Here is a 22,248-nt window from a genome sequence, read left to right on the forward strand (position 1 = left end):
ATAAACCGCTGACGCACGGCAGTCCAAAGGACGCAAGGCCCGGCTGAGTTGGAACCCGCCGCCTGTTGGGCATCGCTGGCAGATGGCCTGGTTCAGGGCATCCAGCACGAAGCCTGTCGTCATCGAGGTCGAGACGCGCCAGCCCACGATCTTGCGGGCGAAGACATCGATGATGAAGGCCACATAGACCATCCCCGCCCATGTCGACACATAGGTGAAGTCCGACACCCAGAGCTGATCGGGCATGGCAGCCACGAACTGCCGGTTGACCTTGTCATCAGGGCAAGGCTGCGCTGGATCGGGGATGGTTGTCTTCTTCTGGCCCCGCACAACCCCTTGCAATCCATGAAGATGCATGAGCCTTTCCACGGTGCAACGCGCGATGTCGTGCTCATCGCGCCGAAGCTGGTGCCAGATCTTGCGGGCACCATAACGGCCCCGGCTCTTGCCGTGGACTGCCTTGATTTTCTCAATATCCACAGCATCCTGCCTGGTGCGGTCCGAGGCAAGCTGGGGATTGCGCGCGATGGCGCACGGATATTCGGACATGCTGCCCGAAGGCTGGCAGGCATGGGAAGCCATGCACACGGGCCGCAGGTGGCTGGTGCCCGTGCGTGACGACGAACACCATGTGCCCCCTATTCCCAACCCGCGCAGGACGATACCCACAGCCTGTGCGCCGTCTGGCGGACCGTCCGGGGCGACGCCGCGTTTCAGGCGGCGTTGCAACGGATGCCCAAGCCCCCGAAACCCCGCAAGTAGAGCGCACGGGCGCCGGCCGGCCCCCACAGGCCCAGCCGCGCGGCGCACCCGCAGCCCGGACAACACCTGTCCGGGCTGCACCGTGCCCCAGGCGGAGCGACTGCACCATCTCGGCCCAATGACGCGATCAATGATGCTGTCTCGCCAGCACCGCCGCAGCCCCCCAAGCGCCATTGGTTTGACAACGCCCCTGAATTCCCTGAGATCGAAAGGAAAGAACACTCCGGGGACCGTAACATGCAAAACCTACTCGAAGACCTGACTGCGCTCTTGCAGGCCGAACAGGCGTTCATCTCGGATGGGGCGATCCTCAAGAATGCGGTGATCGAGGCGGCGTTGAACATGGATGCGCGGCTGCTGGAACTGCTGATGCAGTCCGACACGATCAAGGCGCATTTCTTCACCGAGGTGGCGGGCGCGCTGGTCTTCGACAAGGTGAAGTTTCAGGACTTCGTGTCCAACAAGGCCTTCCTGCCCGACAGCTACACAGCCTTCAAGAACCGCATCGGCCTGACCGATGGGCGCGGCGATTACCTGAGCCAGTCGCAGGGCGTGGTGCTGGCCTGGACGCGCTCAGGGCGGCCTCTGAGGGCGATGCGACGCTTTCGCGGGCCTTCGCCTTCATCATGGACGAACGCGCCATGACCGGTGCGGATTTCGCCCGTGAGCTACAGGGCGATTTTGCCGCCGAGAAGGTGGTGAACGTCAACAACCCCAAGGATTTGGAAAACCGGCAGATCGAGTTGAACGCGCTTGAAGACCGCGACAACGAGATACGGGTGATCTTTGCCGTCGATAAGCTGAACGAAGGCTGGGACGTGCTCAACTTGTTCGACATTGTGCGCCTCTATGACACCCGCGCGGCAAGGCCAGCAAGGTGGGCAAGACCACGATGGCAGAAGCGCAGTTGATCGGGCGCGGGGCGCGGTATTTCCCGTTCATGGCCCCGGACCAGCCCGAGGCGGCGCGGGAAAAGCGCAAGTATGACAGTGCCGTGGACACGCCCCTGCGCATATTGGAAGAACTGCATTATCACTGTTCCCACAACCCCAAGTATGTCCAGGACATCCGCAACGCGCTCCGCCAAACCGGGATGCTGGACGAAACCGCACGGACGGTGCGGCTGCGGCTCAAGGACAGCTTCAAGAAAACCGACCTATATGAGCGGGATCATGTCTGGGTGAACGACCGGGTGAAGAACCCGCGCAACGGTGTGGCAGGGCTGGACGCCTACAGGATCGAAGGATCCTTCGCCTATCCCAACCTGATGACCGGCCGGGTGACGGAAGCCTCTGCCTTTGGCGGTGGCCAGTTGACATTGACGCCAAACGCAACGGACCCCGTGGCCCGCGACTTCAAGCTGTCTGAATTCGGCAAGGCCATTCTGGGCTTTGCAATGGACGCCAACGAATTCTTCCATTTCGGCAACCTGCGTGCCTACTTCCCGCAACTCGGCAGCGCCGCACAGTTTGTCTGCGCAGATACCTATCTGGGTGGCGTCACTGTGAGCGTGCGCGGTTTGTCCGACGACCTGGACAACCTGACCGCGCGGCAGAAACTGGACATCGCGCAATACGTTCTGCACCAGATCGAAAGCGGCGTGAAACGGGAAAGCGTCGAGTATGTCGGCACCAGGGATTTCAAGCCCTATCCAATCAAGGACCGCTTCACCGACAAGGTGCTGAAACTTCGCATCGAAGGCGAAACCGGGCGAAGCTGGGGCGAAAGCAACGTGCCCGGACTGGACCAAATTAACCTGAGCGGCAAGGACTGGCACGTCTATGACGACAGCTTTGGCACCGACCAGGAAAAGCACTTCATCAAGTATCTGCACGATCAAGAAGCCCGGTTGCGGAGCGTGTATGACGACTTTTACCTGCTGCGGAACGAGAAGGCGGTAAAGTTGTATGACTTCGACACCGGACGCGCCTTTGAACCCGACTTCGTTCTGTTTTTGCGCAAGAAAAACCAAAGCGCCAACACGATCTTGCAGCTATTCATCGAACCCAAAGGCGATCACCTGCGCCCTCAAGACGACTGGAAACAGGACTTCCTGGCACAGGTGAAGACCGAAGCCAGACTTGAAACCATTTTCCAAGGCCGCGATTACACCGTTCTTGGCCTGCCGTTCTTCAACGAGACAGGGCAGACCAACGCGGATTTCAAACTGAGTTTCGACGGGTTGCTGTAAGGGGCACATCCTTTGACGATGCCCGAGAGTTGGCGGCAGGCCCGATTGCCCACCGCCGCCCCGGCATCGCCGGAATACTACGTATTCACGATATGGAATGTTTTGCCTGTCACCGGATGATGGGACCGGCGCATAGGTGTTCAAGGGCAAGCCTCAACCGTAGTGGCAGAGGGGCGCGGCAAGAATCACCCATAGCAGCAACATACCAGCCCCTACGCGCCGATTGATCCGCTGCGCCCCCTCATATCGTCTGCGCAACGTTACATTCAGTTTCCTCGCCGCGCGTTGGTTTGACTGCTGTGTCAGAAAGTCCAGAAATGCCGCGCTTTGTGTGCGGGGTATGTAAGAATTTCCGGCCCGGCGTTGGGATAGGCCGGGGGGGCGTGGCGGCAAGGGGTGCGACATTCCGGCACATGGTTGGAATACCCGGGACTCATCAATGCCCCACCCTATCGGCGCAATATTAGGGGCACATTAGGGGCAGAAACACACGCCCTCTAAATTACCCAATGTTTTCAAGGTATTTTGGTGGAGCCTAGGGGAGTCGAACCCCTGACCTCTTGCATGCCATGCAAGCGCTCTCCCAACTGAGCTAAGGCCCCGAACCGTGCGCCGCTGAATAGGCGCATCGCCGGGCGGGATCAAGCGAAAAAATCCGGCCCGGCGGGAATGATCTTATTCGTCGTCCTCGGACGAAACATCGGCGATCTCGTCCAGCGACACATCGTCGTTGTCGTCATCGTCATCCAGCACGTCATCGCCCAGATCGACGTCGATGTTGTCATCATCGTCGTCCAGCACGTCATCGCCGCCCTGGGCCTGTTTTGCCTTGAGCGTCGCCGCGTCCTCGGAATCGGCGGCAATCATCCGGCTCTTGCCGGTATCGATCTCGACCGCCTCGCCCGTATAGGGGCTGACGATCGGGTTCCTGTTCAGGTCGTAGAAACGTTTGCCGGTGGTCGGGCAGACACGTTTCACGCCCCATTCTTCCTTGGGCATGGCTATCCCCTCGAATATCTGCTGAGTCTAATCGACGATTCCGGCCAACTGCCATAGGACGCCGGGACTGTCAAAGCCTTTGGCGAATGGAGCCCGAGATGGCCGATCACATCCTGCCCGGCCCGCCCCCGGTGCCGCTGGTTCTGCGCCGGTCGGGCCGCGCGCGGCGGATCAGCCTGCGGGTATCGCGGCTGGACGGGCGGGTGACGCTGACCCTGCCGGCGGGCGTGCCCGAATCAGAGGCGATGGATTTCGCCCGTGCGCGGGAAGCCTGGATCCGCGGCCATCTCGCCGACCGGCCCGACGCGGTGCAGGTGGCGCCCGGCGCGGTGATCCCCATCGAGGGTGAGCCGCACCTTGTCGTGACGGCGACCGGGCGCCGCGTTCAGCGGGCCTCCGGTCAGATCGGGGTGCCGGCGGACCGGCCCGGCGCGCGGCTTCAGGCGTTCCTGAAGCAGCTGGCCCGCGACCGGCTGGTGGCGGCGTCGGACCGCTACGCCGCCGCGCTGGGCCGGCCCTATGCGCGGCTCACCCTGCGCGACACGCGGTCCCGCTGGGGGTCCTGTTCCTCCGCTGGCGCGCTCAGCTATTCTTGGCGGCTGGCGCTGGCGCCACCGCCGGTTCTGGCCTATGTGGCCGCGCATGAAGTGGCGCATCTGGCCGAGATGAACCACTCGCCCGCCTTCTGGGCCACGGTCGCACGGCTCTACGGACCTTACGAGGCCGAGCGCCGCTGGCTGCGCGACAATGGTCACGATCTGCACCGCTATCGTTTCTGAGGACAGGTTGACCCACTTGGACATTCGTGATCACAAACGCAGCATGACCCCGCAGCGCCTGACCGAAGCCACCCCCGCCGCCGCCCATGACCGCGTTTACCGCACCCTGCGGTCCCGCATCATGCATGGCGAGATCGCGCCGGGCCAGGCGTTGACGCTGCGCGGGATCGGGCGCGACCACGGCGTGTCCATGACCCCCGCCCGCGAAGCGGTGCGCCGGCTGGTGGCCGAAGGCGCGCTGTTCCTGTCCTCCTCGGGCCGGGTGTCCACGCCCGAGCTCAGCAACGAGCGCATCGAGGAACTGGCGGCGCTGCGGGCCCTGCTCGAGGTCGAACTGGCCAGCCGCGCCCTGCCCCGCGCGCATATCGCGCTGATCGACCGGCTGCAGGCGATCAACGCGCCGATTGCCGAGGCGATTCGCAGCCGCGACGCGGTGGCCTATATCCGCATCAATCTCGAATTTCACCGCACCCTCTACCTGCGGGCGCAGGCACCGGCGATGCTGGCGATGGCCGAAACGGTGTGGCTGCAACTGGGGCCGACGATGCGGGCGCTTTATGGGCGGCTGCGGCGCACCGAGCCGCCGCAGCATCACCGCCTGATCATCGCCGCACTCAAGGCCGGAGACGAGCCGGGGCTGCGGATCGCGGTGCGCTCGGACGTGACCCAGGGCCTGCGGATGCTGACAACCTGACGCCCCGGTTGGCGGGCCTATGCCGCCTGCAGCCGCCGGGCCTCGGACCGGGCCAGCCGGATCAGATCCGCGACAAAGGGCTTGTCGCGGTCCTCGCCGCGCACCGCCGCATAGAGCCGACGGGTCAGCCCCTTGCCGGTCAGCGGGCGCGTTACATAGTCCGAGGAATACTTGACCTCGCGCACCACCCAGTCGGGCAGCACGGCAACCCCCCGGTTCGAAGCGACAAGCAGCAGGATCACCGCGGTCAGTTCGACCTGCCGGATCGCCTCGGGTTCGACCTTGGCCGGGGTCAGGAGCTGGCTGAACACGTCCAGCCGCGACCGTTCCACCGGGTAGGTGATCAGGGTTTCGCCCCGGAAATCCTCGGCCTCGACAAAGGGTTTCGCCGCCAGCGGATGGGTCGAGGCCGCGACGAAGACCGGCGCATAGTCAAACAGTTCGACGAACTCGACGCCCGGAATATCCTCGGGGTCCGACGAAACGACCAGATCCACCTCTTCCTTCTGCAGCGCCGGCAGCGCGTCAAAGGCCAGGCCGGGGCGGATGTCCACATCGACATCCGGCCAGGTCTTGCGGAACGCTTCGAGCACCGGGAACAGCCATTCGAAACAGGCGTGGCATTCGATCGCGATATGCATCCGCCCGGTGCGCCCGTCGCGCAGCGACGAGAACTCGGCCTGCATCGCCTCGACCTGGGGCAGGATCTGATCGGCCAGGCGCAGCAGCCGCAGCCCCGCCGCCGACAGTTTCATCGGCTTGGACCGGCGCACGAACAACTCGACCCCGGCCTGGTCCTCGAGCCCCTTGATCTGGTGGCTCAGCGCGCTCTGGGTGATGTGCAGCTGCTCGGCGGCGCGGGCCAGCCCGCCGCATTCGTGAATGGCCTTGATCGTGCGCAGATGACGAAACTCGATATGCAACCTGTTGCCCTGCTCATGTTGTTGTTGAGATATATGAAATTGTCTCACGTTTCCGATCATGCGACAAGTGGCGTGCAGATGAGGACCCGCATATGACCCCGCCGAAGATTTCGTTCGAGTTTTTCCCCCCCCAGTCGCTGGAAGCATCGTTCCGCCTCTGGGATACGGTTCAGGTTCTGGCACCGCTGGGACCCCGTTTTGTTTCAGTCACTTACGGCGCTGGCGGCACCACCCGCGACCTGACCCGCGACGCGGTCGCGACGCTGCACAAATCGTCCGGGCTGAACGTGGCCGCGCACCTGACCTGCGTGAACGCCTCGCGCGAGGAAACGCTGGCCATCGCCCGCGACTATGCCGAGGCGGGCGTCACCGAGATCGTCGCCCTGCGCGGTGACCCGCCCAAGGGCAGCGGCCAGTTCGTCCCCCATCCCGAAGGCTTCGGCAGTTCGGTCGAGCTGATCGGCGCGCTGGCGGCGATGGGCCGGTTCGACATTCGCGTCGGCGCCTATCCCGACATTCATCCCGAAGCTTCCAGTGCCGGTGCGGACGTGGAGTGGCTCAAGGCCAAGCTCGATGCCGGCGCGACCGAGGCGCTGACCCAGTTCTTCTTCGAGGCGGAAACCTTTTTCCGGTTCCGCGATGCCTGCGACAAGGCCGGGATCGACGCCTCCAGGATCACGCCGGGCATCCTGCCGATCGAGAACTGGAAAGGCGCGCGCAACTTTGCCCGCCGGTGCGGCACGCATATCCCGACCTGGCTCGAGGCCGCGTTCGAAACCGCCCAGCGCGACAACCGCGAGGACCTGCTGTCGGTGGCGGTGTGCACCGAGCTGTGCAGCGACCTGATCGACGGCGGCGTGGACACGCTGCATTTCTACACGCTCAACCGCCCCGACCTGACCCGCGATGTGTGTCACGCATTGGGCGTCACGCCGAACGCCGAGCTGCGCAACGTAGCGTAACCCTTGCCAGACCCCGCCCTGCCGCTAGCGTTCTCGCAGACGGCAGGGAGGTCGACATGAATGTTCCCGGCACTATACCCGGCGAAGGCCCCGGCGATGAGGCGATGAAAGACGCGCCGTCGCTGTCGGGGCTGCAGGCGTTGCAGGCGATGATCGACGGCGGATTGCCCGGCCCGGCCATCGGGCGGCTCATGGGGTTTCACATTCACAAGGTCGAGGACGGTCGCGCCGAGTTCCGCGGCATACCCGATGACAGCGTGACAAACCCGGCGGGCACCGTGCATGGCGGCTGGTACGGCGCCATGCTGGACAGCGCGATGGCCTGTGCGGTGATGACGAAGATCCCCGCGGGAACGACCTATACGACGCTGGAATACAAGGTGAATATCATTCGGCCCGTGCCGCTCGGCACCCATGTCGCGGCAATCGGGGTGACCGATCATGTCGGCCGGTCCACCGGCATCGCCCATGGCGAGATCCGGGGGCTGGATGACGGCCGGCTCTATGCCACCGGTTCGACCACCTGCATCGTCATGCCGATGTCGCGCCGCTGACGCCTGCCGTTCGCGACCGGTTCAGCAACGGCGCGGCAATGGCGGGCGCATGATCGGGGGACACGCTTTCATGCAGCCGCTCGCTGCTGTCGCGACCGACCAGGCGCGGCGAACGCAGCAGGAAAATCTTGCCCCATCCGCCCCAGGTTCCGACCGAGGGCGCGTTGACATCCTGATGAAACCGCGCCCGCCAGCCCCGGGGCAGTGGCAGACCGCAGTCCTCGGCGCGCTCCAGCATCCAGACCAGCGGAATGTTGGCGAGCGGCCGCGCGGATTCGTAGCCCGCAAGCTGCCCGCCGACATCGCCATGGGTGCCCCGGAACCAGACCTGTTCGATATGGCCGCGCCAGCCCGGCGGGCAGGTCCACAGCACCGGGGTAAAGACCTGCCGGGTTTCATCCAGCCCCAGCGCGTGAAACCCGTTGCGGATGCCGGCGCCCAGCTCGTGGTTGTGGAACCCGTGATCCCGCTCGGCCCGTTTCCAGAGGAACGGCAACCGCATCCCCAGCGCCTTTACCGTATCCCACACGCCGACCATCTCGATCGGCACGTCGTCGTGGCAGAAGGCCAGCGAAAAGGTCGCGGCATGCGGATTGTCCCCGGCATCGCGATAATACCTGTAGGCGGTGCGGATGTTGCGTTCGGTCGCGTGTTCGGCGCGCAGCAGCCCGACCCGGTCGATGACGCCCGCCAGCGACCGCACCGCATAGGCGCCGCGGGAATAACCCATCAGGTAGATCCGGTCGCCGGGCCGATAGCGCGAGGCGAGATACCCGTAGGCCCGGCGGATCTGACGGTTGATGCCGCGCCCCATCAACACATCCGGCGCGACGCGCCAATGCGTCAGCTGCACGCCGGCCTCATAGAACACCGACACCGGGCCGCCGGCCTCGCAGCACAGGCGGAACGTGATCCCGGCATTGGTCTCATATCCCGGCTCGAGCGACGACATGGTCCCGTCGAGGATGATCACATGGGCGCGTGGCCCGCGCGTCGCGGTTGCGGCCGAATGTTCGGACCGCAGCGGCCGCGCGAGCCATCCGAGCAGCCTAGATTTCAGCCGTGACAGGTTCATCCTTCAGCATGTCCCAAACACGTTGCGGCGTGAACGGCATGTCCGCCTGCCGCACGCCGCGATCCCACAGCGCGTCCTGCACCGCATTCGCCACCGCCGCCATCGACCCCACGGTGCCGGCCTCGCCGCAGCCCTTCATTCCCATCGGGTTGGCGGTCGACGGCGTCGGTTCAGAGGCAAACCCGATCATGGGCACGTCGGCCGCGCGCGGCAAGGCGTAGTCCATGAACGATGCCGTGAGCATCTGGCCATCGCCGTCATGCACGACCCGTTCGCAGAGCGCCTGCCCCAGCCCCTGCACCACCCCGCCATGCACCTGGCCTTCGGCCAGCAGCGGATTGATAAGATTGCCGAAATCGTCGACCACCGCATAGCGGTCCACCCGGACCGCGCCGGTTTCGGGATCGACGACCACCTCGGCCAGATGGGCACCGTTGGGATAGCTGCGCCCGGGCAGCGTGGCCCGCGCCTGGTGGCTGAGCAGATCCGTGCGCCCGTCGGCGCGGGCCATGTCGGCGGCTTCCAGCATGGTGGGCGTCAGGTTCGACCCCGGCGCGCGGAAGGTCTGATCGTCGAAGGTGACCGCGTCGGCCGCGACCCCCATCTTGTCGGCCAGAAACGGCGCCAGCGCCGCCACCATCACCTCGACTGTTGCCAGCGTCGCGTTGGTCTGGGTGGTGACCGACCGCGATCCACCGGTGCCGCCCCCCTGTTCGATCAGGTCCGAATCGCCCTGCACCACCCTGATCCGGTCCGCCGGGATCCCGGTCTGGTCCGACAGGAACTGCGCGAACACGGTTTCGTGCCCCTGCCCGTTCGACTGGGTGCCGACATAGATGCTGACCGTGCCGTCCTCGTGAAACTCGACCCTCGCGCCTTCGGACGGATCGCCCAGGATGCTCTCGATATAATAGCACAGCCCCTGCCCGCGCAGCAGGCCGCGGGCGGCGTCGGCCTCGCGCCGGGCGGCAAAACCGGCGGCATCGGCGGTGTCGGCGACGCGGCTCAGCACACGGTCGAAATCGCCCACGTCATAGGTCTCGCCGGTCGCGCTCTTGTAGGGAAAACGGTCGGACGGAATGAAGTTCCGCCGCCGCAGGTCCCACGGGTCCACGCCCAGGTCCCGCGCGGCGCGGTCCATGATCCGTTCGAGCACATAGATCGCCTCGGGCCGCCCGGCGCCGCGATAGGCATCCACCTGCGTGGTGTTGGTGTAAAAGCCCTCGGCCCGCATCCAGAACGTCTGCACGTCGTAGACCCCGGTCAGCACGCGGGAAAACAGCAGCGTCTGGATGATCTGTCCGAACGGGCTGTTATAGGCGCCGAGATTGCAATGGGTCCGCACCCGGTAGGCGGTGATGCGCAGATCACCGTCAAAGGCCAGTTCGGCCAGCGTGGTCAGGTCGCGCCCGCCATGATCGGTCAGCATCGCCTCGGTCCGGTCCGACATCCAGCGCACCGGGCGTCCCAGCACCCGCGCGGCATGGGCCACGGCGAAATATTCGGGGTAGGGCGCGCCCTTCATGCCGAATCCGCCCCCCACATCCGGGTTGGTCACGCGCACCTGCCCGGCCGCCAGCCCGAACTTCCGGATCAGCAGGTCCTTCATGCCCCAGACCCCCTGCCCGTTGAACGCAACATGCAGCCGGTCGTTTTCCCATTCGGCATAGCAGCCGCGCGGCTCCATCGAACAGACATGGATGCGGTTGTCATCGACCCGCAGGGCCACCCGATGGGCCGCGGCATCAAAGGCCGCCGCGGTCGCGGCCTCGTCGCCCATGCCCCAGTCAAAGGCCCGGTTGTCCTGCAGGTCGGGATGGATCGGCAGTTCGCCGGGTTCCAGCGCCATCTGCGCGGGCAGTTCATCGATCTCCAGCCCGATCAGTTCGGCCGCATCACGGGCCTGGTGCAGCGTATCCGCCACGATCACCGCCACCGCCTCGCCGACATAGCGCACCCGACCACGGGCCAGCATCGGCCGCAGCGGCGCGGCGGCGCGGGTGCCGTCGCGATTGTCGACCAGCACCGCATCGAGCGAGATGTCGATGCCCGCGGCCTCCATGTCCGCGACCGTCGCCACCAGATGCACCCCCTCGGCGGCGCGGGCATCGTCAAGATCGATCCCGGCAATTTCGCCATGGGCCACGGGACTGCGCAGGAACACGGCATGGAGCGCCCCTTCGGGCGCGATATCGTCCACATAGCGCCCCTGCCCGGTCAGGAACCGCGCGTCCTCGACCCGGCGTACCGGCTGGCTCTGGCCGAACTTCTCCATCTGATCCCCCGCATGGCATGTGCGGCGAGCCTAGCCGGAACGGGATCAATGTCCAGCCTTCGCCGGGTTGCCCCGCGCCCCGCCCCGAACCCCGCCTGTCGGCGGATGGTGACCTGTTTCCACGCCGCGCCGCCTTTTCCTTTCCCGCGTCATTGGCTAAGGCAGGACCGCAACAAGTTCACGGGACATGACGACAATGGCGATGGACAAGACCTTTGACGCGGCCGAGGCCGAAAGCCGGCTCTATGCCGCCTGGGAAGACGCCGGCTGTTTCACCGCCGGGGCCAATGCCTCGCGCAGCGAAACCTACAGCATCATGATCCCGCCGCCGAACGTGACCGGCAACCTGCACATGGGCCACGCGTTCAACAACACGCTTCAGGACATCCTGATCCGCTGGCACCGGATGCGGGGGTTCGATACCCTCTGGCAGCCGGGCACCGACCATGCGGGCATCGCCACCCAGATGGTCGTCGAGCGCGAGTTGCAGAAGACCAACCAGCGCCGCACCGATTTCAGCCGCGACGATTTCATCGACCTGGTGTGGAAGCAGAAACAGAAATCGCGCGGCAACATCCGTGGCCAACTCGAACGGCTGGGCGCGTCCTGCGACTGGAGCCGCGAGGCCTTTACCATGGCCGGGGCGCCGGGCGATCCCGAAGGCACGCCCGGCGGGCAGAATTTTCACGACGCGGTGATCCGCGTCTTTGTCGACATGCACCAGAAGGGGCTGATCTATCGCGGCAAGCGGCTGGTCAACTGGGACCCGCATTTCGAAACCGCGATTTCCGATCTCGAGGTCGAGAACATCGAGGTCGCGGGCCATATGTGGCATTTCAAATACCCGCTGGCCGACGGGCAGACCTATACCTATGTGGAAAAGGACGAGAACGGGACCGTCGTGCTCGAGGAAGAACGCGACTATATCTCGATCGCCACGACCCGGCCCGAAACCATGCTGGGCGACGGCGCAGTCGCGGTTCACCCGTCAGATGAACGTTACGCGCCAATTGTCGGGAAACTCTGCGAAATTCCTGTCGGACCCAAGGAGCATCGCCGCCTGATCCCGATCATCACCGATGAGTATCCCGACCCGGATTTCGGCTCGGGCGCGGTGAAGATCACCGGCGCGCATGATTTCAACGACTACGCGGTGGCGAAACGCGGCGGCATCCCGATGTATCGCCTGATGGACACGCGCGGGGCGATGCGGACCGATGGCGCGCCCTATGCCCAGGGCGCCGCGCTGGCGCAGGAGATCATTGCCGGGCGCGAGATGTCGGTCGAGGAAATCGACGCGATCAACCTGGTTCCCGACGACCTGCGCGGGCTGGACCGGTTCGAGGCGCGCAAGCGCGTGGTCGAGCAGATCACCGCCGAGGGGCTGGCCGTCACTGTCCTGGGCGACGAGGGCGTGCCGGTGCCGCTGGTCGAGAACAAGCCGATCATGCAGCCTTTCGGCGACCGCTCGAAAGTGGTGATCGAACCGATGCTGACCGACCAGTGGTTCGTCGAAACCTCGCGGATCGTGCAGCCCGCCATCGACGCGGTGCGCAATGGCGACACCCGCATCCTGCCCGAGCGCGACGAGAAGGTCTATTTCCACTGGCTCGAGAATATCGAGCCCTGGTGCATTTCGCGCCAGCTCTGGTGGGGCCACCAGATCCCGGTCTGGTACGGGCTGGATCTGTCCGCCCCCGATTTCAGCGACGACGAGGGCGACGGGTCGCTCGACCTGGTCGAACTGCACCGCCTGCTGATCGCGGGCGGCATGGTCCATGCCGGCGAAGTGGCCCATTGCGCCCATGATTTCGACGCCGTGCGTTCCGCATTCCAAGACGAGATCGCGGACACGCCGGTGCCGATAAACCACGCCGCCATCGTCGAGGTCGAGGACAAGCACGCCGCCATCCACATGCTGGCCGAGAGCCTGGCACAATACGCGCTCGATCAGGACCCGACAAAACTGGTCTACCCGGTCTGGCGCGACCCCGACGTGCTGGATACCTGGTTCTCGTCCGGCCTGTGGCCGATCGGCACGCTGGGCTGGCCCGAGGATACCGAGGCGCTGCGGAAATATTTCCCCACCAATACGCTGGTCACCGGGTTCGACATCATCTTCTTCTGGGTCGCCCGGATGATGATGATGCAATACGCGGTGGTCGGTCAGAAGCCCTTTGACACCGTCTATGTGCATGCGCTGGTGCGCGACGAAAAGGGCAAGAAGATGTCCAAGTCGCTGGGCAACGTGCTGGACCCGCTGGACCTGATCGACGAGTTCGGCGCCGATGCGGTGCGATTCACGCTGACCGCGATGGCGGCGATGGGCCGTGACCTCAAGCTGTCCACGCAGCGTATCGCCGGGTATCGCAACTTCGGCACCAAGCTGTGGAACGCCATGCGCTTTGCCGAGATGAACGGCGTGTTCGAGGCCGAAGCCGCCGGTATCCCTGACCCGTCGCAGACGGTCAACCGCTGGATCATCGGCGAAACCGCCCGCGTGCGGGCCGATGTCGACGAGGCGCTCGAGAACTTCCGGTTCAACGACGCGGCCAACGCGCTCTATGCCTTTGTCTGGGGCAAGGTCTGCGACTGGTATGTGGAGTTCGCCAAGCCACTGCTGCAGGGCGACGACGCGGCGGCGCAGGCCGAAACGCGGGTGACGATGAAATGGGTCCTGGACCAGTGCCTGGTCCTGCTGCACCCGATCATGCCCTTCATCACCGAAGAACTCTGGGGCCTGTCGGGCCAGCGCGACAAGATGCTGGTCCATGCCGACTGGCCGGCCTATGCACCGGCCGATCTGCTGAACGCCGAGGCGGATCACGAGATGAACTGGGTGATCGGGCTGATCGAGGCGGTGCGCTCGGCGCGGGCGCAGATGCATGTGCCGGTGGGGCTGAAGATCCCGATGCTGGTGACCCGGATCGACGACCGCGCGCGCGCCGCCTGGGACCGCAACGCCGCGCTGATCCAGCGGCTGGCCCGGATCGAGAGCCTGACCGAGGCCACGGCTATGCCCAAGGGCACCATCACCGTCGCTGTCGAGGGCGCGACCTTTGGGTTGCCGCTGGCCGACATCATCGACATCGACGCCGAAAAGGCGCGGCTGGAAAAGTCGCTGGGCAAGCTGGCCAAAGAACTGGGCGGGCTGCGCGGGCGGCTGAACAATCCGAAATTCGCCGCCTCCGCGCCGGCCGAGGTGGTCGAGGAAACCCGCGCCAACCTCGCTGCGCGCGAAGAGGAAGAAGGCAAGCTGAAAGAAGCGCTGGCCCGGCTGTCCGAACTGGCCTGACCTGCCCGAACCCGCGCCCCGGCCCTGGCATTCGTCAGGGGCGGGGCCTATCTTGAAATCATGCTACGGTCATTTCGCAACCTGATCGAACGCCAGATCCTGAAGGCCCGCGCCGAAGGCAAGCTATCGGGGCTTCAGGGCGAAGGCGCGCCCCTGCCCGACCGCCCCGAAACGGCGCTGGTCGATCCGGGGCTGGCAGCGGGGATGCGGATCATGGCCGAGGCCGGGGTAAAACCCGAGGAATTCGCGTTGAAGGAACAGTTGCAGGCCGCCCGCAACGAGCTTGCCTCGCTCACGGCCCCGGCCGAACGAAAGACGGCGATGGCGCGCATCGCCGATCTGGAAATGCGTTACAACATGGCTCGCGATGCGCGGCGGGCCTTTCTGCGCTGACGCCTATTTGAAAACCGGTTTGCGACCCTGCATCTGGGCGGCGATCACTTCCATCTGGTCGGGCTTGCCGATCAGGTCCACCTGCTCGGCGCTTTCGGTCTGCAGCACCTCGGCCCGGCCCGCCGTTTCGGCCACCTCGATCAGCCGCTTGGCCGCGCGGATCGCCGACGGGCTCTTGCCCGCGATTTCCCCGGCCAGCGCCAGTGCCTCGGCCAGCGGGTCATCGGCCAGTTGCGTGACCAGCCCCCAGCGTTCGGCCTGTTCCGCCGCGATCGGCCGCGCCGTATAGGTCAGCATCCGCAGCACATCCGAACGCACCAGTTTCGGCAGCAGCACCATGCCACCCAGATCGGGAACGATACCCCATCGCATCTCCATCACCGACCATTTCGAATCGGGCGACGCGATGCGGATATCGGCGCCCAGCGCCAGTTGCAGCCCGCCGCCATAGGCCACGCCCTGCACGGCGGCGATCACCGGCACCGGCACCCGGCGCCAGACCATCACCAGTTCCTGCATCTCGTTGGTGTCGCCATGAGACCGCGACATCAGCCAGTCGCGCGGATCGACCTGCCCCATACTGGCAAAGCTCGACAGGTCGAGCCCGGCGCAGAAGCTCGGCCCCTCGCCCGACAGCACCACCGCGCGGGCATCCGAAGCCGCGACCTCCTGCCCGGCGGCGATGATCGCCTTGACCATCGCGTCGTCGAGCGCGTTCATCTTGTCGCCCCGGGTCAGGGTGACCCTCGCGATATGATCCTTGTATTCGACGGATACGCGCGCCATGTCCGATCTCCCAATCTAGCGTTGGGGCATAACCTGCCCCGAAGCGGCGCCGCGCGCCAGCGCAACGTGAGGGCAAGCACCATCGCGAGCCGCGCCACGGCGCTACGGCGCGGGATTTACTTCGTCCCTGCGTCAGCCTAGGGAATGCAGGCAGAAAGGCAGGCCGCCAGTGACCGATCCGACACCACGACCGCAAAGCGCCACCGCGCCGCTCTGGGTGGCCGCGGGCTGGCTGGCGCTGCTGCTGGGCGCGATCGGCATCCTGATGCCGGTGCTGCCGACCACCCCGTTCGTGCTGCTGGCCGCGTTCCTGTTCGGCAAGGGATCGCCCCGGTTGCGGGGCTGGCTGCTGCGCCATCGCGTGTTCGGCCCGATCATCGCCGACTGGGAGGCCAACGGCGTCATTCCGGTTCCGGTCAAATGGCTCGCCTGCACGATGATGGGGCTGGCCGCCGGCATCGCCCTCTGGGCCCGCCTGCCATGGCCGGTGCTGGCATTCCAGGCGGCATGCCTGACCGGCGCGGCATGGTATGTGCTGTCCCGGCCCAGCACGCCGCGCGGCTGATCCGGGGCCTTGCCGGGCACCGGCGCTTTGGCTTATCTGCCGCCATGACCACGCCGCGCTACACCCCGCTTGCCGCCTCGCTGCCCGCCACCGTGCCCTTCGTCGGGCCGGAAACCCAGGAACGCGGGCGCGGCGCGCCCTTTGCCGCGCGTCTCGGCGCCAATGAAAACGTCTTTGGCCCGTCGCCCGACGCGATTGCCGCGATGCAGGAAGCCACGGGCGATTGCTGGATGTATGGCGACCCGGAAAACCACGACCTGCGCCACGCGCTGGCCGCCCGTCACCGGGTCGATGCCGGCAATATCGTGATCGGCGAAGGCATCGACGGCCTGCTGGGATACCTGGTGCGGCTGACGGTCGGGCCGGGCGACGCGGTGGTGACCTCGGACGGGGCCTATCCGACCTTCAACTACCATGTGGCCGGTTTCGGGGGCAGCCTGCACAAGGTCCCCTACAGGGAGGACCGCGAGAACCCGGCGGCCCTGTTTGCAAAGGCGGCGGAAACCGATGCGCGGCTCGTCTATCTCGCCAATCCGGACAATCCGATGGGCAGCTGGTGGACCGGGGCCGAGATCGTGGCGGCGATGGCGGCGCTGCCCGACGGCTGCCTGCTGGTGCTCGACGAGGCCTATGTCGAATGCGCGCCCGATGGCACCGCCGTCGACCTGCCCGCCGACGATCCGCGCCTGATCCGGTTCCGCACTTTCTCCAAGGCATATGGCATGGCGGGCGCACGCGTCGGCTATGGCATCGCGGCGCCGGGGCTGGTGACGGCCTTCAACAAGGTGCGCAACCATTTCGGCGTGAACCGCGTGGCCCAGGCCGGGGCGCTGGCGGCGCTGGCCGATGACGGCTGGCTGAGCCATGTGCGGGGCGAGATCGCCGCCGCCCGCGACCGCATCGGAGCGATTGCGCGGGACAACGGGCTGGTGGCGCTGCCCTCGGCCACCAATTTCGTGACCATCGACTGCGGGCGCGACGGGGCGTTCGCGCGCGCGGTCCTGGCCGGGCTGGCCGACCGCGGGATCTTTGCCCGGATGCCCTTTGCCCAACCGCAGGATCGCTGCATCCGCATCAGCTGCGGGCGGAGCGGCGATCTCGACGCCTTTGCCGCCGCGCTGCCCGATGCGCTGGAGCAGGCACACAACCAGGCGCAGGGCTGAGCCGGCTCAGCCGCGAGCGATCACCCCGGCCGCCGCCGCGATCGCGCCGGTCCCATGGGGAATGTCCAGCGCCAGCATCCCGGTCTCGACCCCGCCGAGCAGCCCGAGGATCATCTGCCCGTTCACATGCCCCATGTGACCCAACCGGAAGAACCCGTGCCAGGCGGGATCGCCGGGGGCGGCCATGCCCAGCCCGATCCCCAGCGTCAGGCCCAGGTTGGCGTCGCACCAGTCGCGCAGCGCCGTGCCATGCGGCGAGGGCAGGTGCAGCGACGTGACCGCGTGCGACCGCTGCGCCGCGTCGGCCACGTTCAGCCGCAACGGCCCGTCACGCCCCCAGGCCTCGCACGCGGCCCAGATCGCGCGGGCGAGCCGTTCATGGCGGGCCCAGACCGCATCCAGCCCCTCGCCGAGGATCATGTCCAGCGCCACGCGCAGCCCGTAGAGGTGATGGGTCGGCGCGGTGCCGCCGAAATGCTGGTAGAAGATCTCGGGGTCGGCCCGCAGCGTCCAGTCCCAGTAGGGGCTGACGCGGTCGAGCGACGCCCGCACCGCCGCCGCGCGGTCGTTGAAAAACACGAAGGCGATGCCCGGCGGCACCATCAGCCCCTTCTGGCAGGCGGTGACGCTGACATCCACGCCCCAGGCATCCATCTCGAACCGGTCGCAGCCCATCGACGCGATGCAATCGGCCATCAGCAGCGCCGGGTGACCGGCGGCGTCCAGCGCCCGCCGCAGGGCGGCAATGTCGTTGCGCACCGAACTGGAAGTGTCCACATGTACCGCCAGCACGGCCTTGATCCGGTGGGCGCGGTCCTCGCGCAGCGCCGCCTCGACGCGCGCGGGGTCGATGGCCGAGCTCTTGCCGAAATCGAGCAGTTCGACCCGGGCGCCCAGCCCCCGCGCCACATCGGCCCAGCCATGCCCGAAACTGCCGGTCACCGGCGCCAGCACCGCATCACCGGGCGCGATGGTGTTGGCCAGCGCGGCCTCCCAGGCGCCGTGGCCGTTGCTGATATAGATCGCGGCCTTGTGGCGGGTGCCCGCCACCCGTTTCAGGTCGGGTATCATCCCATGCGTCATCTCGACCAGTTCGCCGGAATAGATGTTGGGCGCGGGGCGATGCATGGCCTGCAACACCGCGTCGGGTATCACCGACGGGCCCGGGATCGCCAGATAGTCGCGCCCCTTCGCCCGAATTGCCTGCACGGTCATCAGCCCGGCCTCCTTCGCTGTCCGGCGCCACAGTATCGCCGCGCGACCCGGCGTCAATTCCCTGCGGGCAGGACGCACCGCCCGCATCTTCACACCGGCGTTTTCGGCGCTAAACTGGCGCGAAGCGAATCCCGGCTCTGTGCCAGCCACGAACCAACGACCGTCCTGCCACCGACCGCGGACGCGACAAGGAAAAGCGACACCGGACCGGCCATGCCACACGCGACAGCCCTGCCTTCCGCCAGATGAGCCAACCGCCGAAATCCTCGACCGAGCTGCTGGGCTGGCTGTGGCGCGGCTATCTGCGCCGTCACATGGGCACTCTGGGCGTCGCCCTGATGTTCATGCTGCTCGAAGGCAGCATGGTGGGCGCGGTCAGCTACATGATGCAGCCGATGTTCGACCAGGTCTTTGTGGCCGGCAATGCCGAGGCGCTGGGCTGGGTGGCGGTGACGTTCCTGGTCTTGTTCTGTGTCCGCGGCGGCGCGGGCGTGGCGCAGAAGGTGCTGCTGACGCGGATTTCGCAACTGACCGCCGCGGACCTGCGCCGCGACCTGCTGGCGCGGCTGATCCGGCAGGACACGGCCTTTCACCAGGTCCACCCGCCAGGGTTCCTGATCCAGCGCACCCAGTCGGATGTGAACGCGGTCAACGACGTGTGGCGCGCGGTGATCACCGGGGCCGGGCGCGACCTGATTTCGCTGGTCGTGCTGCTGGGCGTCGCGGTCAACGTGGACTGGCGCTGGACGCTGGTGATGCTGGTCGGCGTGCCGCTGATGTTCCTGCCCATCGGCATGGCGCAGCGATATGTGCGCAAGAAGGCCGCAGCGGCCCGCGACCTGGGCGCCGCGCTGGCGACCCGGCTCGACGAGATCTTTCACGGCATCGTGCCGATCAAGCTGAACAACCTCGAACGATACCAGGCCAAGCGGTTCCAGGATCGCATGGACGGCTTCGTCCATTCCGAGATCCGCGCCTCGTTCGGCACCGCGTCGATCACCGGCATGATCGACGTCATGGCCGGGATCGGGTTCATGGGGGTGCTGCTGGTCGGCGGGTCCGAGATCATCGGCGGCGAAAAGACGGTCGGGCAGTTCATGTCGTTTTTCACCGCCATCGGCCTGGCCTTCGACCCGATGCGGCGGCTGGCCTCGATCAGCGGCACCTGGCAGGCGGCCGCGGCCGCGCTCGAACGGATCAAGGAACTGTTCGACGCCCCGATCCTGCTCACCTCGCCCGACACTCCGGTATCACCCCCCAATGGGCTGCCCGCGATCGACCTGGACAACGTGTCGCTCAGCTATGGCGACGCAAAGGTTCTGCGCGCGCTGTCGCTGCATGCAGATGCCGGCCGGACCACGGCGCTGGTGGGCGCGTCGGGCGCGGGCAAATCGACCATCTTCAACCTGCTCACCCGGCTGGTGGACCCGCAGGAAGGCACGGTCCGCGTCGGCGGCGTGGACGTGCGCGACATGGCGCTGCCGGAGCTGCGTAACCTCTATTCGGTGGTCAGCCAGGAGGCGCTGCTGTTCGACGACACGCTGCGCGAAAACATCCTGCTGGGCCGCGCCGATGTCAGCGACGACCAGTTGCAGGAGGTTCTCGACGCGGCCCATATCACCGATTTCCTGCCCAAGCTGGCTGATGGGCTGGACACCCAGGTCGGGCCGCGCGGCTCGGCCCTGTCGGGCGGACAGCGCCAGCGCGTGGTGATCGCGCGCGCGTTGCTTCGGGACACCCCGGTGCTGCTGCTGGACGAAGCCACCAGCGCGCTGGACGCGCAATCGGAAAAGGTGGTGCAACAGGCGATCGACGCGCTGGCGGGCGGGCGCACCACGCTGGTGATCGCGCACCGGCTGTCGACCATCCGCAACGCCGACAAGATCGTGGTCATGGATCGCGGCCGGGTCGTGGATGAAGGCACCCATGACGAACTGCTCGCCCGTGGCGGGGTCTATGCCGATCTCTACCGGCTGCAGTTCCAGGACGGCATGACACTGGTCGACCCCCAGGGCGCGGCCGCGGTCGGGTCGCAATCGCATCATGCGAGCGCCTCGGGCGGGTCCTGGCTGCGCCGGGTGGGGCTGCGGCTGTTCGGCTGAACCTAGCGCCGGGCCGCCGCGGCCAGCCGTTCCGGGTCGGCCCCGAACATACATCGCGCCTGGATCCACAGATTGCGCAGCCCGCCCTTGCGCAGGCGGGGCGGCACCGCCGCGCGCGCCGCGACCGCCAGCAACACCGGGCGCCCGGCCCCGTGACGCTTCAGCGCCTGCACCAGCGCCACATCCTCGAGCCGCGGCTGGTCCGGGAAACCGCCCGCCGCGTCATAGTCGGACCGGCGGACCAGCAGCCCCTGCTGGCCGAGTGGCAACCCGAACAGGCGGGTCCGCAGATTGGCCCAGCCCGCGACCAGGGCGGCGGCGGCGCCGCGGCCCTGGAACCCGAGCCGGAAACAGGCGGGGGACTGGCTGTTGGCGACATGCGCGGCCACCGCTTCGGACCAGCCGGGATCGGGCGCCGTGGTGGCATCCAGCACCAGCAGCCAGCGCCCGCGCGCAACCTGCCCCGCGCGGCGCAGCTGGCCGCCGCGCGACGGCGTGCCGACCAAGACACGCGCGCCGGCCTCGTCCGCCATCTGCCGCGTCGCGTCCGACGACCCGCCATCGGTGACGATCAGTTCGCGGATCAGACCGACCGGCAGACCCTCCATCAGCGCCTCCAGGCAGGTCGGCAAGTCACGCTCGTCATCGAGCGTGGGGATGATCACGGAAATCTCGGCAGGCAACGGGACGGTTCTTTCTCTGTTCAAGACTACCGGCCAGCTTATATGACGGAAGGGCATGTTCAAGGAGCCGACCCCATGACCTCTCGCCGCATCTTCCGACTGACCGGCAACGACACCGATCCCTTCCTGCAAGGGCTGGTCACCAACGATATCGGCAAGCTGAAGGACGGGCTGCTGCACGCGGCGCTGCTGACGCCGCAGGGGAAATACATCGCCGATTTCTTTCTCTGCCGCGCCGCGGACGGGGCGGTGCTGCTGGACGTGGCCGACACGCTGGCCGACGACCTGCTGAAGCGGCTGAACATGTACCGGTTGCGCGCCGACGTGACCATCGCGCCGACGGATCTGAACCTGCAGCGGGGCACCGGCCCCGCCCCTGACGGCGCGCTGGCGGACCCGCGCCACCCGGCGCTGGGCTGGCGGCGCTATTCGGACGCCCCGGCCGGCGACGATGGCACCGACTGGGATGCGATCCGGGTTGCCCACTGCATCCCCGAGACCGGGATCGAACTGACGCCTGACAGCTACATCCTCGAATCCGGGTTCGAGCGGCTGAACGGTGTCGATTTCCGCAAGGGCTGCTATGTGGGCCAGGAGGTCACCGCGCGAATGAAGCACAAGACCGAGCTGCGCAAGGGATTGTGCACCGTCGCCATCGACGGCGCGGCGCCGCCGGGCACGGCGATCACCGCCGACGGCAAACCCGCCGGCACGCTGTTCACCCGGTCGGGCGGCCGGGCGATCGCCTATCTGCGATTCGACCGGGCACGGGGCGACCTGAAGGCGGGCGACGCCACCCTGCGCCGCCTTGACCCGGACCGCTCATGATTGA

20 protein-coding genes, 1 tRNA gene and 1 pseudogene are annotated in these 22,248 nt (G+C 66.6%); 13 read left to right on the top strand and 9 right to left on the bottom strand.

Annotated features, from left to right (window positions below):
• Positions 1–66: 66 nt before the first annotated feature.
• Positions 67–522: pseudogene (locus C6Y53_RS21140) on the bottom strand (IS3 family transposase); the annotation flags it as partial.
• A 477-nt stretch (positions 523–999) separates the two neighbouring features.
• Here C6Y53_RS21140 and C6Y53_RS02360 point away from each other — a divergent pair.
• From C6Y53_RS02360 to C6Y53_RS02370, 3 genes are read left to right on the top strand one after another with little or no spacing between them, the layout of a single operon-like run.
• Positions 1,000–1,407, top strand: a complete 408-nt coding sequence (locus C6Y53_RS02360; protein WP_106470960.1) for a site-specific DNA-methyltransferase — start codon at positions 1,000–1,002, stop codon at positions 1,405–1,407.
• Complete coding sequence (locus tag C6Y53_RS02365; RefSeq protein WP_149615445.1) at positions 1,404–1,673, top strand: hypothetical protein; 270 nt, start codon at positions 1,404–1,406, stop codon at positions 1,671–1,673. Before C6Y53_RS02360 ends, C6Y53_RS02365 begins: the two co-directional genes overlap by 4 nt.
• Entirely contained in the window at positions 1,640–2,953 is a 1,314-nt protein-coding gene (locus C6Y53_RS02370; protein ID WP_106470962.1) for a hypothetical protein, read from the top strand. The genes C6Y53_RS02365 and C6Y53_RS02370 overlap by 34 nt, the downstream gene beginning before the upstream one ends.
• 526 nt (positions 2,954–3,479) lie before the next feature.
• On the opposite strand, the gene C6Y53_RS02375 is transcribed toward C6Y53_RS02370, so the two are convergent.
• Positions 3,480–3,555 (bottom strand) — tRNA-Ala (locus C6Y53_RS02375).
• A 73-nt stretch (positions 3,556–3,628) separates the two neighbouring features.
• Positions 3,629–3,952, bottom strand: coding sequence for a TIGR02300 family protein (locus C6Y53_RS02380; protein WP_106470963.1), 324 nt, complete (start codon positions 3,950–3,952; stop codon positions 3,629–3,631).
• Between the two features lie 98 nt (positions 3,953–4,050).
• Between C6Y53_RS02380 and C6Y53_RS02385 the strand changes: the two genes are divergently transcribed.
• Together C6Y53_RS02385 and C6Y53_RS02390 are read left to right on the top strand one after the other, a co-directional pair.
• Positions 4,051–4,731 carry a M48 family metallopeptidase gene (locus C6Y53_RS02385; protein WP_106473918.1) on the top strand — a complete coding sequence of 227 codons (681 nt, stop codon included), beginning with the start codon at positions 4,051–4,053 and terminating at the stop codon, positions 4,729–4,731.
• Positions 4,732–4,774: 43 nt separating this feature from the next.
• Complete coding sequence (locus C6Y53_RS02390) at positions 4,775–5,425, top strand: GntR family transcriptional regulator (protein ID WP_106470964.1); 651 nt, start codon at positions 4,775–4,777, stop codon at positions 5,423–5,425.
• Between the two features lie 17 nt (positions 5,426–5,442).
• Here the strand turns inward: C6Y53_RS02390 and C6Y53_RS02395 are convergent, their stop codons facing one another.
• Positions 5,443–6,348 (bottom strand): LysR family transcriptional regulator, encoded by a 906-nt coding sequence (locus C6Y53_RS02395; RefSeq protein WP_106470965.1) that lies wholly within the window; start codon positions 6,346–6,348, stop codon positions 5,443–5,445.
• 92 nt (positions 6,349–6,440) lie between these two features.
• Between C6Y53_RS02395 and metF the strand changes: the two genes are divergently transcribed.
• A complete protein-coding gene (gene metF / locus C6Y53_RS02400; RefSeq protein WP_106470966.1) occupies positions 6,441–7,310 on the top strand; it encodes a methylenetetrahydrofolate reductase [NAD(P)H] in 870 nt (289 codons plus the stop codon).
• A 56-nt stretch (positions 7,311–7,366) separates the two neighbouring features.
• Positions 7,367–7,864, top strand: coding sequence for a PaaI family thioesterase (locus C6Y53_RS02405; RefSeq protein ID WP_425300344.1), 498 nt, complete (start codon positions 7,367–7,369; stop codon positions 7,862–7,864).
• On the opposite strand, the gene C6Y53_RS02410 is transcribed toward C6Y53_RS02405, so the two are convergent.
• A complete protein-coding gene (locus tag C6Y53_RS02410) occupies positions 7,842–8,939 on the bottom strand; it encodes a DUF2235 domain-containing protein (RefSeq protein ID WP_106470967.1) in 1,098 nt (365 codons plus the stop codon). The two genes, C6Y53_RS02405 and C6Y53_RS02410, sit on opposite strands and share 23 nt — an antisense overlap.
• Complete coding sequence (locus tag C6Y53_RS02415) at positions 8,914–11,214, bottom strand: xanthine dehydrogenase family protein molybdopterin-binding subunit (protein ID WP_106470968.1); 2,301 nt, start codon at positions 11,212–11,214, stop codon at positions 8,914–8,916. Before C6Y53_RS02415 ends, C6Y53_RS02410 begins: the two co-directional genes overlap by 26 nt.
• 196 nt (positions 11,215–11,410) lie before the next feature.
• Between C6Y53_RS02415 and C6Y53_RS02420 the strand changes: the two genes are divergently transcribed.
• Together C6Y53_RS02420 and C6Y53_RS02425 are read left to right on the top strand one after the other, a co-directional pair.
• Positions 11,411–14,509, top strand: a complete 3,099-nt coding sequence (locus C6Y53_RS02420; RefSeq protein ID WP_106470969.1) for a valine--tRNA ligase — start codon at positions 11,411–11,413, stop codon at positions 14,507–14,509.
• A gap of 60 nt (positions 14,510–14,569) precedes the next feature.
• Entirely contained in the window at positions 14,570–14,902 is a 333-nt protein-coding gene (locus C6Y53_RS02425) for a DnaJ family domain-containing protein (RefSeq protein WP_106470970.1), read from the top strand.
• Positions 14,903–14,905: 3 nt separating this feature from the next.
• Here the strand turns inward: C6Y53_RS02425 and C6Y53_RS02430 are convergent, their stop codons facing one another.
• A complete protein-coding gene (locus tag C6Y53_RS02430) occupies positions 14,906–15,688 on the bottom strand; it encodes a crotonase/enoyl-CoA hydratase family protein (protein WP_106470971.1) in 783 nt (260 codons plus the stop codon).
• Positions 15,689–15,857: 169 nt separating this feature from the next.
• Between C6Y53_RS02430 and C6Y53_RS02435 the strand changes: the two genes are divergently transcribed.
• Both C6Y53_RS02435 and C6Y53_RS02440 read left to right on the top strand, forming a co-directional pair.
• Positions 15,858–16,253: a YbaN family protein gene (locus C6Y53_RS02435; protein ID WP_106470972.1), complete on the top strand. Its 396-nt coding sequence runs from the start codon at positions 15,858–15,860 to the stop codon at positions 16,251–16,253.
• 44 nt (positions 16,254–16,297) lie between these two features.
• Positions 16,298–17,416, top strand: coding sequence for a pyridoxal phosphate-dependent aminotransferase (locus C6Y53_RS02440; RefSeq protein ID WP_106470973.1), 1,119 nt, complete (start codon positions 16,298–16,300; stop codon positions 17,414–17,416).
• Positions 17,417–17,422: 6 nt separating this feature from the next.
• Here the strand turns inward: C6Y53_RS02440 and C6Y53_RS02445 are convergent, their stop codons facing one another.
• A complete protein-coding gene (locus C6Y53_RS02445; RefSeq protein ID WP_106473920.1) occupies positions 17,423–18,631 on the bottom strand; it encodes a pyridoxal-phosphate-dependent aminotransferase family protein in 1,209 nt (402 codons plus the stop codon).
• Positions 18,632–18,876: 245 nt separating this feature from the next.
• Here C6Y53_RS02445 and C6Y53_RS02450 point away from each other — a divergent pair, with 245 nt between their 5' ends.
• Positions 18,877–20,733, top strand: coding sequence for an ABC transporter ATP-binding protein (locus tag C6Y53_RS02450; RefSeq protein WP_106470974.1), 1,857 nt, complete (start codon positions 18,877–18,879; stop codon positions 20,731–20,733).
• A 2-nt stretch (positions 20,734–20,735) separates the two neighbouring features.
• On the opposite strand, the gene C6Y53_RS02455 is transcribed toward C6Y53_RS02450, so the two are convergent.
• Positions 20,736–21,398 (bottom strand): glycosyltransferase, encoded by a 663-nt coding sequence (locus tag C6Y53_RS02455; protein WP_342212771.1) that lies wholly within the window; start codon positions 21,396–21,398, stop codon positions 20,736–20,738.
• Positions 21,399–21,491: 93 nt separating this feature from the next.
• Between C6Y53_RS02455 and ygfZ the strand changes: the two genes are divergently transcribed.
• The gene (ygfZ, locus tag C6Y53_RS02460; RefSeq protein ID WP_106470976.1) at positions 21,492–22,244 is read left to right on the top strand and encodes a CAF17-like 4Fe-4S cluster assembly/insertion protein YgfZ; all 753 of its coding nucleotides are present in this window, start codon (positions 21,492–21,494) and stop codon (positions 22,242–22,244) included.
• Positions 22,245–22,248: the final 4 nt, after the last annotated feature.

The sequence above is a fragment of the Pukyongiella litopenaei genome (assembly GCF_003008555.2).
GTDB classification, from domain to species: domain Bacteria; phylum Pseudomonadota; class Alphaproteobacteria; order Rhodobacterales; family Rhodobacteraceae; genus Pukyongiella; species Pukyongiella litopenaei.

Bases quoted from the DNA above. Each gene is read 5' to 3' on its own strand.
- C6Y53_RS02360 (WP_106470960.1), top strand. From the start codon at position 1,000: ATGCAAAACCTACTCGAAGACCTGACTGCGCTCTTGCAGGCCGAACAG.
- C6Y53_RS02365 (WP_149615445.1), top strand. From the start codon at position 1,404: ATGACCGGTGCGGATTTCGCCCGTGAGCTACAGGGCGATTTTGCCGCC.
- C6Y53_RS02380 (WP_106470963.1), bottom strand. From the start codon at position 3,952: ATGCCCAAGGAAGAATGGGGCGTGAAACGTGTCTGCCCGACCACCGGC.
- C6Y53_RS02385 (WP_106473918.1), top strand. From the start codon at position 4,051: ATGGCCGATCACATCCTGCCCGGCCCGCCCCCGGTGCCGCTGGTTCTG.
- C6Y53_RS02390 (WP_106470964.1), top strand. From the start codon at position 4,775: ATGACCCCGCAGCGCCTGACCGAAGCCACCCCCGCCGCCGCCCATGAC.
- metF (WP_106470966.1), top strand. From the start codon at position 6,441: ATGACCCCGCCGAAGATTTCGTTCGAGTTTTTCCCCCCCCAGTCGCTG.
- C6Y53_RS02405 (WP_425300344.1), top strand. From the start codon at position 7,367: ATGAATGTTCCCGGCACTATACCCGGCGAAGGCCCCGGCGATGAGGCG.
- C6Y53_RS02410 (WP_106470967.1), bottom strand. From the start codon at position 8,939: ATGAACCTGTCACGGCTGAAATCTAGGCTGCTCGGATGGCTCGCGCGG.
- C6Y53_RS02415 (WP_106470968.1), bottom strand. From the start codon at position 11,214: ATGGAGAAGTTCGGCCAGAGCCAGCCGGTACGCCGGGTCGAGGACGCG.
- C6Y53_RS02420 (WP_106470969.1), top strand. From the start codon at position 11,411: ATGGCGATGGACAAGACCTTTGACGCGGCCGAGGCCGAAAGCCGGCTC.
- C6Y53_RS02425 (WP_106470970.1), top strand. From the start codon at position 14,570: ATGCTACGGTCATTTCGCAACCTGATCGAACGCCAGATCCTGAAGGCC.
- C6Y53_RS02430 (WP_106470971.1), bottom strand. From the start codon at position 15,688: ATGGCGCGCGTATCCGTCGAATACAAGGATCATATCGCGAGGGTCACC.
- C6Y53_RS02440 (WP_106470973.1), top strand. From the start codon at position 16,298: ATGACCACGCCGCGCTACACCCCGCTTGCCGCCTCGCTGCCCGCCACC.
- C6Y53_RS02445 (WP_106473920.1), bottom strand. From the start codon at position 18,631: ATGACCGTGCAGGCAATTCGGGCGAAGGGGCGCGACTATCTGGCGATC.
- C6Y53_RS02450 (WP_106470974.1), top strand. From the start codon at position 18,877: ATGAGCCAACCGCCGAAATCCTCGACCGAGCTGCTGGGCTGGCTGTGG.
- ygfZ (WP_106470976.1), top strand. From the start codon at position 21,492: ATGACCTCTCGCCGCATCTTCCGACTGACCGGCAACGACACCGATCCC.